The sequence below is a fragment of the Polycladidibacter hongkongensis genome (assembly GCF_001561995.1).
GTDB classification, from domain to species: Bacteria; Pseudomonadota; Alphaproteobacteria; order Rhizobiales; family Stappiaceae; genus Pseudovibrio; species Pseudovibrio hongkongensis.
In genome coordinates this window covers 628442-646012 of the sequence record NZ_LLWC01000022.1, presented here as the reverse complement: position 1 = coordinate 646012, position 17571 = coordinate 628442, and the positions used below count along the sequence as shown (strand labels likewise).

Here is a 17571-nt window from a genome sequence, read left to right as displayed (position 1 = left end):
GAGGCTGATATGGCGACCATTTCTGATGTTGCAGGTACAGGGGCAAGCGCGACAACTACTGCTGCAACGACCACGAAAATTAACAATAGCTTTGACCTGTTTATCAAGATGCTGACGACTCAGGCGCAGAATCAGGACCCGCTCAAGCCGATGGATGCGACTCAGTTCACCAACCAGCTGGTGCAATTCACAATGGTTGAGCAACAAATTGCCTCAAATAAAAATTTGGGCAGTTTGCTTGAGCAGGTGAAGACGCAAAATGCGAGTCAATTCGTTAATTACATTGGTAAAGAAGTTACGGCGGCTGGTGATAAAACCAAGTTAGCAAATGGCGAAGCAAGCTGGAGCTACGACTCCCCAGTAAGCGGTGCTGGCAAGATTGAGATTAGCAACAGCGCCGGTCAGGTTGTTGCAACTCGGGATATAAACTTGGAAAAAGGGCGGAAAACCTTTGTTTGGGATGGCTTGCAAACCAGCGGCGCGCTAGCGCCAGAAGGCGACTACAGCATCAAAATTTCGCATGAAAGAGCGGATGGACAGAGTGTTTCAGTGCCTACAGAAGTGAGCGGACTTGTGGAGATGGTTGACTTTTCGACGGGGTCAGTCACGTTGAAAGTGAATGGCGTAGATGTGCCAATTGGCAATTTAATCAGCGTTAAAACGACCTAATTTGGTTAACTTACCCAGTGCATTTCAGTAATGAATCTTACTGAATTGTTTAAGGCGGCTTAGTTAATTTTTAAGTGAGTTGTCCTAGTCTCACACTCAAGCTTGGTCATGGTTTGTGTGAGAGTAGAATGACCGAACAGATACGTTCACGAGCAAAATACGTCATTGGTCCTGATGGTAGTCCGCTAACTATTGCAGATTTGCCGCCGACCACAACGAAACGATGGGTTATCCGCCGCAAGGCCGAAGTTGTCGCTGCAGTTCGCGGCGGGCTTCTGTCATTGGAGGAGGCATGTTCGCGTTATACTTTGACAGTTGAGGAGTACCTCTCCTGGCAGAGTTCGATTGATCGGCATGGACTTGCCGGCCTTCGCGCGACCAAGTTGCAGGATTATCGCAACTAGTCTCAATTGGGCAACACATCTGAGAGCTAAGAAGGGAGTGCATGGGTGTGCACTCCCTTTTTTGTTATGCAGCGGTGAAAGGCCCGGGTGGCAGGTCGCGCGTGTTATGCTGTTGCTAACGTTTTGTTAACCATAGTTTTTCGCTGGTACTTGCGGATTGCATGGAGGGCTTGTGCGCTGAAACGTAGCGGCTTTGCTTAGTTTTTTCTGTTCGTTTTAAGAAATTTCTAGGTGCAAAAACCTCTTGTTAACCTTATAACAGGCAAAAATTACCTAGCTAAATCTTAATGTGCGTTAAGCGTAGGGTCTAGGCTTCCAAGTAGGGGTGGTGGCCAGCGGCTGGGTTTTTGAAAGGCAAAAGCAGTGCTGGCACTGTGACTGCGGGTTCGAGGGCGGCGCGTGAACGGATTTTTTGATTTTCTAAAGAGACTTGGACCTGCCCGCCTTGGTGCTATGGGGGCGATGGCCGCCATTTTAGTTGGTGTGTTTGCATTCATCATTATGCGTGCGACCGCGCCGCAACTTGTCCCTCTTTATACAGATCTTTCTCTTGAGGATTCCTCCGCAATTGTCAGCCAGCTTCAGTCTTCTGGAACTGTCTATGAAATTCGTGAAAACGGCGCGGCCTTGTATGTGCCGCAAGAGAGTGTCCACCAGCTGCGTTTGACGATGGCTGGTGTCGGCCTTCCATCAGGCGGTGGCGTTGGTTACGAGATATTTGACAAGAGCGATACGCTCGGCGCGACCAGCTTTGTGCAGAATATCAACCGTTTGCGCGCGCTAGAGGGCGAATTGGCGCGGACGATCCGCTCAATTAGCCGCGTGGTATCTGCCCGTGTGCATCTGGTCATTCCCGAGAAGCAGCTGTTTCAGCGCGATAGGGAGCCGCCGACGGCTTCTATTGCAGTGAAGGTGCGGGGCTCCCTTGATAGTGGGCAAATTCGCTCTATTCAGCACCTCGTTGCCTCTGCTGTGGAAGGGTTGGAACCAAGCTATGTGTCTATCGTAGATGAACGCGGCGCGTTGCTGGCTGCTGGCACCGGCGCTGATGACGGGGCCTTTGGCTCTGCAAATCTGGATGAGCGCCGTATTTCCATCGAGAACCGCATGCGCGCACAAGTTGAGGACATTCTCAATAATGTGGTGGGGAGCGGGCGGGCCCGCGTTCGGGTGGCGGCCGAGCTTAACCTCAATCGTAAAACCGAAACCGAAGAAGTCTTTGATCCAAATGGGCAGGTGGTTCGCTCCAGCCAGAGTCGTGAAGAAAACCAGCGCTCCAGCTCGCTTAATCAGAGCGTGACAGTTTCCAACCAGCTGCCGGATGCAGGCGCTAATGACACCGGTGGCGGGCAAGAAGACAATTCAAATGTGACCGAGGAAACGGTCAACTATGAGATTTCTCGCAGTACCACGACAGAGGTGATCGAGGCAGGTGGCTTGGAGCGCCTTTCCATCGCGGTGCTGGTAGATGGAACCTATGTGAATGACGAGAGTGGCGCACAGGTTTATCAGCCGCGCTCTCAAGAAGAGCTGGATAGCATTGCAGCGCTTGTGCGCTCGGCTGTGGGCTTTGATGAGCGCCGCGGCGATAAGATAGAGGTCGTAAACCTCCGCTTTATCGATACGCCCGTTGAGGAGATGCCGGAGGATGGGCAGGGGTGGATGGAGTTCACCCGCGCGGACATTATGCGCCTAGCGGAACTCGGTGTTCTGCTGGTGATCTCTGTTTTGATGCTCGTTTTCGCTGTGAACCCACTTATGCGGCGTATTTTGGCCAGTGAAGACACCGCAGAGCCAAGTGAGGTGATTGGTGCTGGCGCCGCGGTGACAGGGACTGCGCCAGCTGCCGGGGCGGCTGTTGGCGCAGAGGCGGAGGCAGCGGAGCTGGGTCCTAGTGCAAGCCTGCAAGAAGCAGAGGCGCAGGCAATGCAGAAGAATGGCTGGATTGCGGATGCGAAAACGCAAGCGGCGTTGCACTCCAGCTCAATCAAGGAGCTTGGCAACATGATTGACGAGATGCCAACGGAAGCGGTGAATATCGTTCGTAGCTGGATTAACGAAGCGGCATAGGTGCAAGATCAGGATGAGCCAAGAGCAAGAAGCGGCCGGTGTTGGTCTTCAGGTTAGCGCAGACATTGCCGAGCGAAAGCTCAGCGGGCCAGAGCGCGCGGCCGTGTTGCTGTTGGCGCTAGGGGAGGAATATGGCCGCCCTATTTGGGAAGGACTTGATGATATCGAAGTGCGGCAAGTGTCGTCTGCCATGGCTAGTCTGGGCCCGATCACTCCTGCCATGCTGGAAGAACTGTTCGTTGACTTTCTGAAGCGGCTTTCGACCAATGGGGCGCTGACTGGGAACGTGGATGTAACCGAACGACTGTTGAACTCGTTCCTGCCGGGGGAGCGCGTTGAGCTGATTATGGAGGAAATCCGCGGTCCGGCAGGTCGCAATATGTGGGAGAAGCTCTCCAATGTGCCGGAAAGCGTGCTGGCGAACTACCTCAAAAACGAGTACCCGCAAACCATTGCGGTGGTGCTTTCGAAAATCCAGCCAGAGCACTCTGCGCGGGTGTTGGCGCTGTTAAATGACGAGCTTGCACTTGAAGTGGTGCACCGGATGCTCAAGATGGAGTCCATTCAAAAGGACATCCTGCGCAAGGTGGAACAGACGCTGCGCATTGAGTTTATGTCCAATCTCTCGCAGACCAGCCGTCGTGATAGCCATGAAATTATGGCGGAGATATTTAACAATTTTGACCGCCAGACCGAGGTTCGGTTTCTCTCATCCCTTGAGGAAGACAACAGGGAATCTGCAGAGCGTATTCGCAACTTGATGTTTACCTTCGAGGATCTGTTGAAGCTGGATGCAGCGAGCTGTCAAACGCTCTTGCGCAATGTCGAGAAGGATAAGCTGGCGCTGGCACTCAAGGGCGCAAATGAAATAGCGATGGAATTTTTCACGAGCAATATGTCCCAGCGCGCGGCGAAGATGCTGCAAGAGGATATGGAAGCGCTCGGGCCTGTGCGTTTGCGTGAGGTGGATGAGGCGCAATCTGCAATGGTGGCTAAGGCAAAGGAGCTGGCAACTTCCGGTGACATCGAGATTAACAAGAAGAAAGGGGAGGATGATCTTGTCTACTAACCCCTTTTTTCAATCGTTGGCTAGGATGTGCTGATGGCGCGAATTTTAGATCAGGGCGCAGTGCCAACAAGGTTTTTGTTTGAAACCGACTTTGCGACTCCGGCGGATGTCCGGGCAATGGAGCGTGAGGAAGTTGCGCCGGAGCCTGTTATCACGCTTGGTGAGCATAAGGCGGCGCTGGCAGCTGCTGAGGCGGCCGCATTCGAGCGTGGTTTGGCGCAAGCGCAAGAGCAAGCGCAGAGCGTACAACAGATGGAATCACAATTGGCGCAGCAGCGGCGCGAGGATGTATTGCGGGACGTATTGGCAAAACTTGACGGCGCGCTTGCGCAGCAGGAAAAGCGGGCCGTGCGCCTTGGGCTCATGGCGGCGCATAAGTTTTGCCAGAAACTGATAGCAAGGGAACCGCTGGGTGAAGTGAAGGCGGTGCTGGCAGACTGTTTGGCCCCGCTGCGAAAAACACCTAGCATGGTCATCGAGGTTCCGCTTGCGGATAGCGCGGCACTGGAAGAAGAGTTGGATGCTCTTATGACGCGCGGCGGATTTGAAGGGCGTATCAAGGTTGTTGGCAGTGAAACGGCGCAGCGTGGTGATTTTCGCATAGAGTGGCCCGAGGGCGGGATCATTCGCGAGCAGAGTGCGCTGGCGCGGCAGCTGGATGAAGTGATGGAAACCTATTTCGCGGCCAAGCAGGCGGGTGCTGCCGGGCTAACGCGAGAAACTGACGAGGTGCGGGCATGAGCGGTGAACAATCTGGCGATCACACGGTTGTGTTCGACGAGTTGGATGGCGAACAACGCAGCGGGCATGGCAGTGATGGGGAAACTGTTGTTTCCAAATCCGCAGCAGACCTTGAAGCGGTGTTCGATGTACCTGTGCAGATATCCGCTGTACTGGGACATTCGCGCATGAAAATCTCTGAGATGCTGCATCTGGACACTGGTGTGGTGATGGAATTGGATCGCAAGGTAGGTGAGGCGATTGACATTTATGTCAATGATCGTCTGGTGGCTCGCGGTGAAGTGGTGCTGGTGGAAGAAAAGCTAGGTGTCACTATGACCGAGATTATCAAGTCTGACCGATAAGGGCAGATATTGGCGGTGAACCGGCTTAGATGCCGCCGATTTGAAAGGATGCAACATGCGGCTGCTGATTGTTGGAACCCTTGATGGGCAGCTAACAACTGCGACGAAAATCGCCATGGACCGAGGCGCCTCGGTTACGCATGCGGGCGAGCTGACGAGCGCGCTGCGTGTGCTGCGCGGCGGCGGCGGCGCAGACTTGCTCATGGTCGATGTGGGTGTTGATATTGCTGATCTGGTTGGGCAGATGGAGCAAGAGCGTATCCATGTGCCTATTGTTGCCTGCGGGATCGGAGCGGACGCGAAATCGGCGGTGAGCGCAATCAAGGCCGGGGCGAAGGAGTACATTCCGCTACCGCCCGATCCTGAGTTGATTGCGGCGGTGCTGGCCGCCGTGTCGCAAGACCAATCCAGCATGGTGTTTCGTGATGAAGCGATGGCGGCGCTGGTTTCACTGGCACGGCAAATCGCACCTTCGGACGCATCGGTGCTGATTACCGGGGAATCAGGCAGCGGCAAGGAAGTGATTGCCCGCTTTGTACATGAAAATTCCTCGCGGAAAGACAAACCGTTTATCTCGATTAACTGCGCTGCTATTCCGGAGCATTTGTTGGAGTCCGAGCTGTTTGGGCATGAGAAAGGGGCTTTCACCGGCGCGGTTGCACGGCGCATCGGCAAATTTGAAGAAGCAAGTGGCGGCACCTTGCTGCTTGACGAAATCTCCGAGATGGATGTGCGCTTACAGGCAAAGCTGTTGCGCGCATTGCAAGAGCGGGTGATTGACCGCGTGGGCGGCTCTAAACCGGTTGCAGTCAATATCAGGGTGCTGGCCACGTCCAACCGTGATCTGACGCAAGCTGTGCAAGATGGCAGCTTCCGCGAGGATTTGCTTTATCGTCTCAATGTAGTCAATCTGAAGTTGCCGCCCTTGCGTGAGCGGCCCGGCGATATTCTGGCGCTGAGCGAGCATTTTATTCGGATCTATGCCAAGGCAAATGGCATGAAGCCGATGCCGATCAGCGCCGAGGCGCAAAGCGCGCTGGCCGCCAATGAATGGCGCGGTAATGTGCGCGAGCTAGAAAACACCATGCACCGCGCTTTGTTGTTGGCGCAGGGCGGCGAGATTGGCTTGGAAGCTATTCGTATGCCCGATGGAACGCCGATTGCGACCTCGCCAGCGCAACAGGCCGCGTCGCGTGCCGCAAGCGCCGCAGAGGCTTTGTCACGTACTATGGTAGGGCGCACGGTGGCTGATGTGGAGCGGGATCTTATTTTGGATACGCTGGATCATTGCCTTGGGAACCGAACCCACGCGGCGAAAATACTCGGGATTTCAATTCGGACCTTGCGCAATAAGCTGAACCAGTATGCGCAGGATGGTGTGGAGATTGCACAGCCGGGTGAAACCCGGGGTGGGTCATAAGCGTTAGTGTCGCTTAGGTAGTTTAAGGTAAGGCATGTCGGAGACAACGGGGGGCGAGGGCCCACAAGCAGCAGAGGGAAGCGCGGGCGCTGGCGGCAGTGGCCGATCCTTTGTGGCTGATTTTGCCGATATGCTGCGCAAGGGAGACCTAGGCCTTGCAGCAGGGGTGATGATCATCCTTGTTATGCTGATCATGCCGATGCCAGCGATTTTGCTGGATTTGTTTCTAGCGGTGTCGATCATTTTTTCTGTCATGATCCTGATGACAGGTATCTTTACCCAAAAGCCGTTAGAATTTTCTTCGTTTCCCACGGTTCTGCTCATCGCGACGATGTTGCGGCTGGCTTTGAACATGGCTTCGACCCGGCTCATTCTGGCCAATGGGCACGAGGGACCAGCTGCGGCGGGCAATGTGATTGCTGCCTTTGGCAGCTTTGTTATGAGCGGTAACTTTGTAATCGGGATTATCGTTTTTGCCATTCTGGTGATCGTGAATTTTATCGTGATCACGAAAGGTTCTGGCCGTATTGCGGAGGTGGCTGCACGCTTTACGCTTGATGCGATGCCGGGCAAACAAATGGCGATTGATGCGGACCTATCTGCCGGTTTGATCGACGAGAAAGAAGCGAAAATTCGCCGTAAGGAACTGGAATCTGAAAGCACGTTTTTCGGGGCAATGGATGGTGCCTCGAAATTTGTACGTGGTGACGCGATTGCCGGATTGATGATCACTTTCATCAATATTGTTGCGGGTATCATTATCGGCGTGGCGCAGCAGGGGCTCAGTTTTGGTGATGCTGCTCAGAACTATACGCTGCTCACCATTGGTGATGGATTGGTTTCGCAAATACCGGCGCTAATTGTATCGACTGCAGCTGGTATGTTGGTGTCAAAGGCTGGCTTGCAAGGTTCGGCTGACAAAGAGCTGATGAAGCAGTTTACCGGCTATCCAAAAGCGTTGGGCATGTCGGCGTTTGTGATGGTGGTGTTGTCGTTGTTGCCGGGTATTCCGATGGTGCCTTTTCTGGCGTTGGCGGGCGGGGCTGGATATTTAGCGTACCGGACCTCAAAGCAACAGGAGGCAGAGCGGCAACGAGAGGTCGTTCGCAAGGCGGTAGAGAACGCGCCGAAGGAGCCGCCAGAGCCGCCCATTACAGAAGCCCTGAAAATGGATGTGCTGCGCATTGAGCTTGGCTATGCTTTGCTGCCAATTATCAATGGCCGCAACCAAGAGGAAACGGATCAGGTAACCCAGCAAATCAAAGCGTTGCGACGGCAGATTGCAGCGGATATGGGCATTGTGATGCCTTCGGTTCGGTTGCTTGATAATATCCAGCTGCAACCCAACGAATATGTCATCAAGATCAAAGAGATTGATGGCGGTACGGGCACGCTGTATCCAAGCCAGTTTATGGTGATGGACCCGCAAGGGGGGCAGGTAAAGCTGCCCGGTGTTCATACAACGGAGCCGACTTTCGGTCTGCCAGCGACTTGGGTGGAAGCACAGCACCGCGAAGATGCGAGCCTGCTTGGGTATACGGTGGTGGACCCGGCGACGGTGCTTTCGACCCATTTGACCGAGTGCATCAAGGCGAATGTTTCTGAATTGCTCACTTATGCAGATGTTCAGAACCTCATTAAGGAGCTGAATGAGGAACAGGCGAAGCTGGTGGAAGATCTGGTGCCAACGCTTATTACTGTTTCGGGTATTCAGCGGGTGCTGCAGGCACTGCTCGAAGAAAGAGTTTCCATTCGCGATTTGCCGACGATCCTAGAGGGCATCGCTGAAGCGATCGGGACAACACGCAGCCCGAACCAGATTGCAGAGCATGTGCGCACGCGGCTTTCGCGGCAAATCTGCGCAGCCAACCAGTCGCCTGCCGGCTATCTCCCGCTTATCAGTCTTGGGCCGGAGTGGGAAAGCGCGTTTATCGATTCCATTGTCGGAGAAGGGGACGAGCGAGCCTTGGCGATGGCACCATCCAAACTGCAAGAATTTGTGTTGTTGGTGCGCGATGCTTTTGAAGCGGCGAGTGCGCAAGGAGAAGTGCCCGTTCTGCTTTGCTCGGCGCAATCCCGCCCGTTTGTGCGCTCAATAGTGGAGCGTTTCCGGCCACAGACATTTGTGATGAGCCAAAACGAAGTACACCCCAAAGCGCGTTTGAAAACGATTTCAACGATTTAATCCTCGAGGAATTTATGGATCAAACATTAGAAATTAGTCTTGATGGTACCACGGATATTCCACTAGACCGGATGGCATTTGTTGTCACCAATCTTGAAATGCTAAGCCCGCCCCAAGCCAAGGGCCAGTTGCCTGAAGGCATGCATTTGGAGCGACAAGAGCAGGTGACGACAGAGGGTTTTCTGGCGATGTTTCGTGCGGTGGGTACGCCGTGGCTCTGGTTCGGTCGTTTGCAGATGTCGGAACAGGAGTTGTCCGATACACTTCAAGAAGATGGACGGGAGGTCTACTTTGCCAAGTTGCACGGCACAGATGTGGGCTTGCTGGAGCTGAAGTTTTCCGATGATGGTGATGTTGAGGTCGTATACTTCGGGCTAATCCCAGAGGCAATTGGTGGTGGGCGTGGCCGTTGGATGATGGAGCAGGCCATAGCGATTGCCTTTAGCCGCGATGGGACCAAGCGGTTATGGTTGCATACCTGTACGGGTGATAGTCCGGTGGCGTTAAAATTTTACATGGCGTGCGGCTTCAAACCCGTGAGCCGCTCTATCGAGCTGGTGCGGGATCCGCGCCTAGATGGCGTGTTGCCGAAGGACACAGCCAACCATTTACCACTGCTTGGGGACGACCCTAGTTAACTGATAATTGCTGAAGTGAATTTGTTAAAATTGTATTTATCCTGCGGTAAACTATAGCTGCAGCTCGGCGCTGCGTGCTTGGATGGTAATCTCTAAAAGGATGGGATGCGCATGGCAGACGTGCCGGACAATGTTGTGCCACATGCCAAGGTAAGGTCTTTGCGCGAGGCTATGCGCAGTGTGCGTGTGGCCGAGATGGAGCGTAGTGATGCCGCCATTTCCTCTCAGGAGGGGGAGCGCACGCGGCTAGAGCTGCTTTGTGACGAGCTTGCCGATGTTTTCCAAGATGTGCCAGAGGATGATGAGCAGTTCAGCTTTCAAATCGTTCCGGGCAGTCAGCCACGGCTCTGGATTGATGTGAGTAGCCATGTGGTTATGGCGAGAGATCATCATGCCTATCGATTTGTTAAAGACACCCGTTTGGGCCGTGTGGTGTTATTGGAAAGTGCCAGTATTGACGACATGGCCGATTGTATTACCCACTACATCGCCGAACGTATCTTGGAAAAAGGCCGGGCGCTGGAAGGGGACTGGCTGCTTGAACGGGCCCGCCTCGGTGTTGGTTCTGCACTAAGTGGCGCGCGTAGCGAAGTGGGCCGTGAGCGCCCAACGCGGCTGGTTGGGCTGCGGCTGCGCAGCTTTATCTGGGGCGCGGTGTTTGGCGCTGGCGTATTGTTCGCTGTGATCCTGCTGTATTTCGGTGGAGTAGCGCCTTCCTAGTCAGATCCTAGCTGGAATTCGGGAGTATCAGCGGAGCTTTTGCGAGCGAGGTAACGCCGCTTTTCTTGTCTTGGATACCACGGGTTTCCATCAGGCAGTGCCAATGGTTTTCTTCCTTCGAGATATGGTAGAGCTTGTAGGCAGCGGCTGGTTTGTGGCCGCCCGGGCCGTTGGAGGCAGAAGGAACGCAGAGAACCGGCACAGCGCCGTGCGGGCCGGGCAATTGCATTTGCGTATCCAGATGCGTATGGCCATGCAGGATTAGCTCCGCACCATACTTTGCGATTACCTGTGCAAAGCGGCGGGATGCTACAAGGCGCTTGTGATGAGGTGTAGCCCCTTTGACTGGCGGGTGATGCAGCATAACCACACGGCAAAGGCCCTGTTTCTCACAGGTTTCTAGCAGCGCTGCAAGACGCTCTAACTGGCTTTTGCCGATGCGCCCTGTGGCCATAAAGGGGCCGGTAGCCGCAGCGGAGGAAACGCCGATAATGGCGACATCGCCGCGCACGCGCAGGTAGGGGAAGCTTGGCGTGCCATCCAATTCTTCTAGGGTATTGCTTTGCGCATCATCACCCAGCATGTAAGGCAGCCAATGCTGGCGGGCAGAGCGGATCGCGCCCGGCACATAGGCGTCGTGGTTTCCCGGGACGAGTGAAACATCCTGCGGGGAGCCGAGGCTGCGTAACCACACAGCGGCGTTGATGATTTCTGCTGGCAGTGCAAGGTTCACCAAATCGCCGCAAAGGGCAATGTGATCGGGTGCCATAGCGCGCACATCCGCAACTATCGATTCTAGGTAATGTGAGGTAAAGGCCTTTGCGCGATTGCCTTGCCAGTTGAGGTAGCCAAGGATGCGTTTTGAGGCGAGTTGGCGGGCATTAACCGCCGGAAGCGGGCCAAGATGCGGATCTGACATGTGCGCAAGCGTAAACATGGCCCGCATCTTCCCGTTGCTGCTGCGAAGGTCAAGACAAAAAGCAGCAGCAAAGAGGAAATCAACGCCTTTGAGGAGGGAGGAGAAGGCGTTGACTTCCTAAAGAGTTAACCGTGGTAGTTGGTGTGCAAAGCACAAGAATTGTTGCGCTTGTTTTGATCTACCGCTGGTGCCCAGTTAAAGGATTTGCGCTGAGCTTTTTTTGCGAAGAATTTTTTAAACATAACAGCACCTGCTGACTTATGCTGCTGCCTGTCTGGGCAATGCAGCGGTTAGGAAATATGCAATTGCTTGCTTTCTGATCTTCTTCGTACGCCGATTAAAAAAAAGGAGAACTGATATTTTTGCATGGCTGAGCTGCGCCGCCTGCATGAGCAAAAATATATCTGCTGGGCCGTGATCGCTTTGCATTTGTTGCAAGCTTGGCAATGGCAATTGCCCTATCTTGCAAGATACGGCCAATTTGGCGAATTGTGAGGCGGATTTGCAGTGTGAACCGGCGTGGTTCTAGGTGTGAAAAAAGGGCAGGTATGTTGGCATATTAAAGCCATTCCAAACAGAAACATGAGTCTTTCATGACAAGAATGCTGCCCTTTTTTTAGGAAAACACAGTTTCTGATAGGATTTGCTTTTGACTGGCTGTGTATTTTGCCGCATTGTGCGCGTCGCTTTTACTGCCATGAGGCGGAAACTCGAAATGCAAGGGCTGTGGCGCAGTGATGCTGCATAAGAACGATCAACTCCGACGACGAATGAACGCGCGAGGCATGGCTTCGCGTTGCGTTTCGTGCTGTCGTTCCGGTTGTTCTGCCATTGTTTAAGCGATTGCTGCAGGATGTATCTGAACGCAGATAACTGAGTGTTCCAGATTTCCCTGTTTGATGTGATGAGTGAATTTCAATTTAGTATGCGGCACGAGCTGCCTGAAGATCTGCCTGTGATTGAAGAAATCCAAGAGGAGGCCTTCGGACCTGGGCGGTTTACGCGAACCTCTTATCGGATACGTGAGGCGGGCGAAGTCGACGAGCGTCTGAGCTTTGTTGCAGAGGTGGATGGCGTTTTGAGTGGGTCTGTGCGGCTCACTCCAATTTTCATTGGTGAAACTGATGCGTTGTTGCTTGGGCCCTTGGCAGTGCGGCCGCCATTTAAAGGCATGGGTATTGGCCGGGCACTGATGCAGCGCGCAGCAAAAGCCGCGGCTGATGCTGAGGCGAAATTCGTATTACTCGTGGGGGACTACGAGTATTACGCCCAGCTTGGTTATGAGCAGGTTGGTGAGGGGCAGATCACTTTGCCAGGCCCGGTTGATCCTGCAAGGTTGTTGCTGTTGCGCCTAAAGGGTGGGGTGATACCTTGCGGGCCTGTGCGGGCCGTACCGCCTACGAGCACGGCGCAAGCCGAATAGCTGTAGGGCACACGATGCATTCCTAGCCGCGCCCTTCGCGATACCATGCAAAGAGCAGGGCGGCGGCAACAAGCAGTAGGCCCCATATCCCCCCAAGCAATGGAACGGATCGTACGCCGACTAGATCGCTTGCAGTTGATGCCTTAAGGGTGAGAGGGCCAGTATCGTTTCGAGTGATGGCGCGCGAGGTAAGGCGCAACTCGGGCAATGAAATGCTTTGTGCTGTGGCCGCCAGAGGGCGAAGCGACCCGCCTTGAGTCTTAACCAAAGCCTCTAGCCATTCAGTGCGGGCAACCACTTCTTGATACTCAAGCGGGTTGACAGGACCTATGTGCATCAGCGCTTTTAACTCGCCTTGCTCGGCAGTGTAGAGGCCGTGTTCTGTGACGGGAAATTGTGCTAGCCATGTACCGGGTTGCTCCTCTTGCGCTTCAAGGGTGATTTGCTGTGCTTTCCCGCTTGGAAGTTTTAAGGAAACCAGGTCCTGTGTGTGTTGCAAAGAGCGGCGCTCAATGCTGATATGATCGCCGTGTGCGGTAAGGTGCAAGCTTTCTTCTTCAAGGTCAGGCTCTTTCATGAGCCAGTGGGCAAGGCGGCGGAGCAACTGCAAGTGCGGGCCACCACCTTCGTATCCACGCGCCCACAGCCACACATGATCAGATAGCAGCGCGGCGATGCGCCCCTTTCCTTCACGGGCTAAAACCAGCAAGGGCTCTCCATTTGCGCCAGTCATGATGGTGTCACCATGGGTTGCTTCGGCCTCGATGAGGCGGAACCAGTGGCTCCACTGAGGTGGCGTGACTTGCGCACCTTGCAATGCACGAGTGACTGGATGGCGTGAGCCGATTGATGCGAGCTGAGGCAGGTATCGGTCTTCGATGACGCCTCCGTTTGGTGTTACTGGCAAAACGGTGTGTAGCGGCGTGCGATAGAGCGAGCGTCTGCCGGCAAACTCCGGCCCAGCCGCCATGAGGATAGCACCGCCATCACGAACGTATTGGGCAATATTTTCGTAGTACAGCATTGGCAAAACGCCGCGGCGTTCATAGCGATCAAAAATTATGAGGTCGAACTCATCGATTTTTTGCGAGAATAGCTCGCGTGTTGGGAAAGCGATTAGTGCGAGTTGGTTGATAGGCGTGCCATCTTGCTTGTCTGGTGGACGCAGAATAGTGAAATGTACCAAATCTACCGCCGCATCGGATTTAAGCAGGTTGCGCCAAGTTCGCTCGCCAGCGTGGGGTGTACCAGAGACAAGAAGGACGCGTAAATTTTCGCGGATGCCTTCGACAGAGAAGAACAGTCGATTGTTGATGTCGGTTAGCTCACCGGTGGAGGTGGGTATGGTGAGTTCAAAGAGGTTTTTGCCGCCGTGGGTAATGGTGAGCGGTATTTCAACCTCGCTCCCCGCTTGCGCTCGGAGTGTGGACTGCACTTCGCCGTCGTGTAGCACAGTAATTTCTAGCGGTTTGGTATTGCTTGGAGTGGGGGAGGTGGGGATAGCTGTCTGCAAGTGAAGAGAAACTCGAGCAGTTTGTTGTGAACCAACAAGCGCGAAACGGGGGGCGTGCTCCAATTTCAAAAGGTAGTCTTTTTCGCTGGGATCTGTGGTCACCAAAGCGTGTAGTGGGCCGCCGATATCCGGCAGGCTCTCACCGGTTTTGAGATCATGAAGGATGCCGTCACTGATGAGGATGACGCCAGCTCGCTGGGCGGGAGGGACATCGGCAAAAGCGGCGGATAAAGCAGGGGCGAGCTTGCTGCCTTCATTGTTCTGGTTGGTCTGGGAGGTTTTGATCTCGCGCAGCTCTAGGTTTTTGAATGGTTTGGCGCGCTCGCGCACTTGCTTCAGTGCAGCAGTTGTGCGTGATGCCCGGGCTGAAAGACTTTGGCTTTGGCTATCATCAATTATGACGGCAAGAATTGCGGGAAGCGGGTTGCGCTGCTCTTCTCGGGCAGTAGGGTTGGCAAGAACAAGCATAAGCAACAGCAAGGCTAGGATACGCCACACGGCGCGGGCACGTTGTTGCCACGCTACGAGCGTGCATAGGAGTGCGGCTACTATGCCAAGCAAAGTGAGGCTGTGAGTAGACAGGAGCGGCGAAAAACCAAGAGAGTAATCCATGAGTGCTCCTAGTTTTCCAGCCGTTCCAGCAGGGCGGGAATGTGTACTTGATCGGCCTTGTAGTTTCCGGTGAGGGCATACATGACGATGTTTATGCCGGTTCGGTAGGCAAGCTCACGCTGGAACGGATCGGCGGGCACTGTTGGTAATAGGTAACTGCCTGTGTTGCTGGTTGCCCAAGCGCCAGCAAAGTCTGCTGCGGTGATGAGCAGCGACGAGACACCATCTCCGGCTTCAACCGGGCGTTTTACTTGGTTCTCATTTTGACCAGATGGGCTTGTTGCCTCCACCCAAAGGGGGCTGCCCTGATAGCGGCCGGGAAAGCTCTCAACTAAGTAGAAAGATTTGCTAACAACGTGCTTATCTGTTGCCGGGGCCAGTTGTGGAATATCCATACCGCCCAAAAGTGTTTGCAGCCATTGCTGCTGCGGTGTTGGATTGATAGCACTAGCTTGCTGGGTCTGATCCCTTGTGTCGAACAGGATGGTGCCGCCGCCGCGCATGAAGGCGGCGATGCGTTCTTTTACTTGCGTTGTTGGTTGCGGAGCGGAAGCGTCAACAGGCCAATATATGAAAGGAAAGAAGGCAAGCTCGTCACTCTCGATATCCAGCGGCATAGGGCTTTCAGGCTCTAGAGATGTACGGGCAGCAAGGGCACGGGACAAGCCGGTAAGGCCTGCATGGGTGAGCTCGTTCAGGCTGGTATCGGAGCTGGTGACATACGCCAAGCGGGGTTCAAGCGTTGCATCCAGAGCAAATACGAGCGGATCCTTTGATTGTGCGGCGGACGGGAGGGGCGCGGCGAGTGTCAATGCCACTGCCGTCGATAGCAGCAGAAGAGCGGAGCCGCTGTGCCGCCATTTGGCACGGGGAAGACCGCCGCGAAGCACCATCAGAAGGGTATCAAGCAACAAGAGCAGCAGTGCAAAAATGAGGAATGGTGCCCGCAAGTCCCGCTGAGTTTCTTGCGGATAGCCCAAGCTTTGTTCAAATTCTGCTGGCGTACTACCAGCGATAATTTGGGATGCGACACGCGGACCTAGGTTGCGTGCAGTTGTACTCGCCTCGCTGCCCCAAAGCCCGGCGGGGTGGGCAGCGGTGATTGGCAGGTCTTGTAGGTCGGACAACGAAAGCGGTCTCGTTTTCCTAAGTGGTTTGTATAGTCGCCCGGCGCCATCCAGCAGGCGATAGGCAGGCAGCGATACGGTGTTGGGCGTGGCTTGGTCTTTTGTGTTTTGCTTGCTGGGTGTTGCTGAGGCGGTTTTGGTAATTTCGCCTAACATTTGAGCGAAGGTGCCTGAAAGTGGCAAGTTTGACCAGCTGGTGTCGGCGGTCACATGGAACAGGATCAGGCGCCCGTGGCCTTGCGTGCTTGCGGTCACCAGTGGCGTGCCGTCAGCAAGAAAGGCAAGGGTTTTGTCACGTAGCTGTGGGCCGGGCTCAGCCAGAACCTGTTTGTTTATCAAGATATCAGTTGGCACTTTGAGACCCGCAAACACCCCTTGTTCGGCAAAACCTCCGAGCGGTTGGGGCTGTTGCCAAGACAGGTTAGTTCCAAGCAATCGGCCGGTGCGGCGCAGATCGACCGGCAACAGCGTCCCCTCAGTTGCCGCCAAGCGTGGCCCGGCAAAGCGCACTAATGTGCCGCCTCGCTCAACCCATTGCGTTAATGCGGTTTCTGCCAAGGGCGAGAGCACGCCGATATCGGCAAGGAAGATGGCTGCGGCTCCTTGATTAATGGCTGCCTCGATGTTTTTCGTCAGGCTTTGATCGTGTGAAGGGAGGATCTGGCTGGTGGGGCGTAGGGCCCGCTCCAGATAGTGACCAGCGCTGAGCAGTGGTTGACCAGACGCCCTATCGGTGCCGGTGAGAATGGCGATTGCGCGTCGGCGGGCGCCGCTGTCCAGCAGGAAAACTGAGGAGGCGGCGTTCGGCGCGTTGGTTAGGCGCAAACTTTCCACATCGTTGCGCAGTTGGATCGGCATATCCAGCAGCGCGGTGGCTTGGTGCTCACCTACGCGCCAAGTGGCACTGGCGCTGCCAAGTTTACGGCCAAGCTTATCCAGCGCACTGATTGATAAGTGTTCATCTGCGGCCGTGTCGCTGCGGAGCGCGGTGAAAGTGAGGGCGCTGGTGTTGTTCGTAGCAGCCGAGAGGGCATAGGTAGCAGCGGTAGCAAGGTACGTTGTGGTTATTGTTTCATTAGTCAGATTGGGCTTAATACCGCGAAAAAGCCTTGCGGTTTCCGCCGAGGGCTTTGGGGGGAGCAGCCATGTAACTTGTGCAGGGGCGGCTTCTGCAAGCGCGTCTTGCAAGCGGTTGCCCCAATTTTCAGGGCTTGCTTGCCACCCCTCGGGCTTCATGGCCTCAAGCGCCTCGTTAGCCTTGTCGGCTGTTGTGATGCCTGTTGCTGTGGTGGGGGCGGAGGCAAGAGGGACGAGCAGAACCGGCCTGTCTGTTGTTTGTGCCTCGTCGATAAGCCTTTGAGCCAGCTGTTGTTGTTGCGGCCAGCTAAAAGCGGCGCTCCAGCTGTTGTCCATCAGGATCCAAAGTGGGCCTTTGGCTTTGCTGGCGATGATTGGGGTTTGCGGCTGCCATATTGGACCCGCGAAGGCAATAATAAGCAGTGCTGCTGCCAAGAGGCGCAGGAGCAGCAGCCACCACGGGGTGTGGGCGGGCGTTGTGCTTGTTTCTTTTAGTGAGAGCAGCAGGCGCAGGGGCGGGAAAACCTGCTGGCGCGGCTGCGGCGGGCTGTGACGCAGCAGCCACCACAGGGCAGGCAATGACAGTAGGGCGATAAGCACAAGCGGTGCGGAAAACGTGAGTGGTAAGACAGGCATCAGC

14 protein-coding genes are annotated in these 17571 nt (G+C 54.9%); 11 read left to right on the top strand and 3 right to left on the bottom strand.

What is annotated here, in order from left to right:
• Nucleotides 1-9 precede the first annotated feature (9 nt).
• From AYK82_RS11090 to AYK82_RS11045, 10 genes are all read left to right on the top strand, one after another.
• On the top strand, nt 10-669 hold the full coding sequence (locus tag AYK82_RS11090; protein WP_068315362.1) for a flagellar hook assembly protein FlgD: 660 nt from the start codon (nt 10-12) through the stop codon (nt 667-669).
• A 128-nt stretch (nt 670-797) separates the two neighbouring features.
• The gene (gene sciP, locus AYK82_RS11085) at nt 798-1073 is read left to right on the top strand and encodes a CtrA inhibitor SciP (protein WP_068315360.1); all 276 of its coding nucleotides are present in this window, start codon (nt 798-800) and stop codon (nt 1071-1073) included.
• 399 nt (nt 1074-1472) lie between these two features.
• Entirely contained in the window at nt 1473-3143 is a 1671-nt protein-coding gene (fliF, locus tag AYK82_RS11080; RefSeq protein WP_068315357.1) for a flagellar basal-body MS-ring/collar protein FliF, read from the top strand.
• Nucleotides 3144-3156: 13 nt separating this feature from the next.
• Nucleotides 3157-4212 (top strand): flagellar motor switch protein FliG, encoded by a 1056-nt coding sequence (gene fliG, locus AYK82_RS11075; RefSeq protein ID WP_068315354.1) that lies wholly within the window; start codon nt 3157-3159, stop codon nt 4210-4212.
• A 33-nt stretch (nt 4213-4245) separates the two neighbouring features.
• A complete protein-coding gene (locus tag AYK82_RS11070) occupies nt 4246-4953 on the top strand; it encodes a FliH/SctL family protein (RefSeq protein WP_068315350.1) in 708 nt (235 codons plus the stop codon).
• A complete protein-coding gene (gene fliN, locus AYK82_RS11065) occupies nt 4950-5297 on the top strand; it encodes a flagellar motor switch protein FliN (protein WP_068315347.1) in 348 nt (115 codons plus the stop codon). Before AYK82_RS11070 ends, fliN begins: the two co-directional genes overlap by 4 nt.
• A 55-nt stretch (nt 5298-5352) precedes the next feature.
• Nucleotides 5353-6717 (top strand): sigma-54-dependent transcriptional regulator FlbD, encoded by a 1365-nt coding sequence (flbD, locus tag AYK82_RS11060; protein ID WP_068315344.1) that lies wholly within the window; start codon nt 5353-5355, stop codon nt 6715-6717.
• 34 nt (nt 6718-6751) lie between these two features.
• Nucleotides 6752-8902, top strand: coding sequence for a flagellar biosynthesis protein FlhA (gene flhA / locus AYK82_RS11055; protein ID WP_068315341.1), 2151 nt, complete (start codon nt 6752-6754; stop codon nt 8900-8902).
• A gap of 14 nt (nt 8903-8916) precedes the next feature.
• Nucleotides 8917-9540 (top strand): GNAT family N-acetyltransferase, encoded by a 624-nt coding sequence (locus AYK82_RS11050; protein WP_068315340.1) that lies wholly within the window; start codon nt 8917-8919, stop codon nt 9538-9540.
• A gap of 111 nt (nt 9541-9651) precedes the next feature.
• Nucleotides 9652-10260: a hypothetical protein gene (locus AYK82_RS11045; RefSeq protein WP_068315338.1), complete on the top strand. Its 609-nt coding sequence runs from the start codon at nt 9652-9654 to the stop codon at nt 10258-10260.
• Between the two features lie 7 nt (nt 10261-10267).
• Here AYK82_RS11045 and AYK82_RS11040 read toward each other — a convergent pair whose 3' ends face one another.
• Entirely contained in the window at nt 10268-11197 is a 930-nt protein-coding gene (locus tag AYK82_RS11040; RefSeq protein WP_068315336.1) for a metallophosphoesterase family protein, read from the bottom strand.
• An 886-nt stretch (nt 11198-12083) separates the two neighbouring features.
• Between AYK82_RS11040 and AYK82_RS11035 the strand changes: the two genes are divergently transcribed.
• Complete coding sequence (locus AYK82_RS11035; protein ID WP_068315746.1) at nt 12084-12602, top strand: GNAT family N-acetyltransferase; 519 nt, start codon at nt 12084-12086, stop codon at nt 12600-12602.
• 22 nt (nt 12603-12624) lie between these two features.
• Here AYK82_RS11035 and AYK82_RS11030 read toward each other — a convergent pair whose 3' ends face one another.
• Both AYK82_RS11030 and AYK82_RS11025 read right to left on the bottom strand, forming a co-directional pair.
• Nucleotides 12625-14727, bottom strand: a complete 2103-nt coding sequence (locus AYK82_RS11030; RefSeq protein ID WP_068315333.1) for a hypothetical protein — start codon at nt 14725-14727, stop codon at nt 12625-12627.
• An 8-nt stretch (nt 14728-14735) separates the two neighbouring features.
• Nucleotides 14736-17567, bottom strand: a complete 2832-nt coding sequence (locus AYK82_RS11025) for a DUF4159 domain-containing protein (RefSeq protein WP_068315329.1) — start codon at nt 17565-17567, stop codon at nt 14736-14738.
• Nucleotides 17568-17571: the final 4 nt, after the last annotated feature.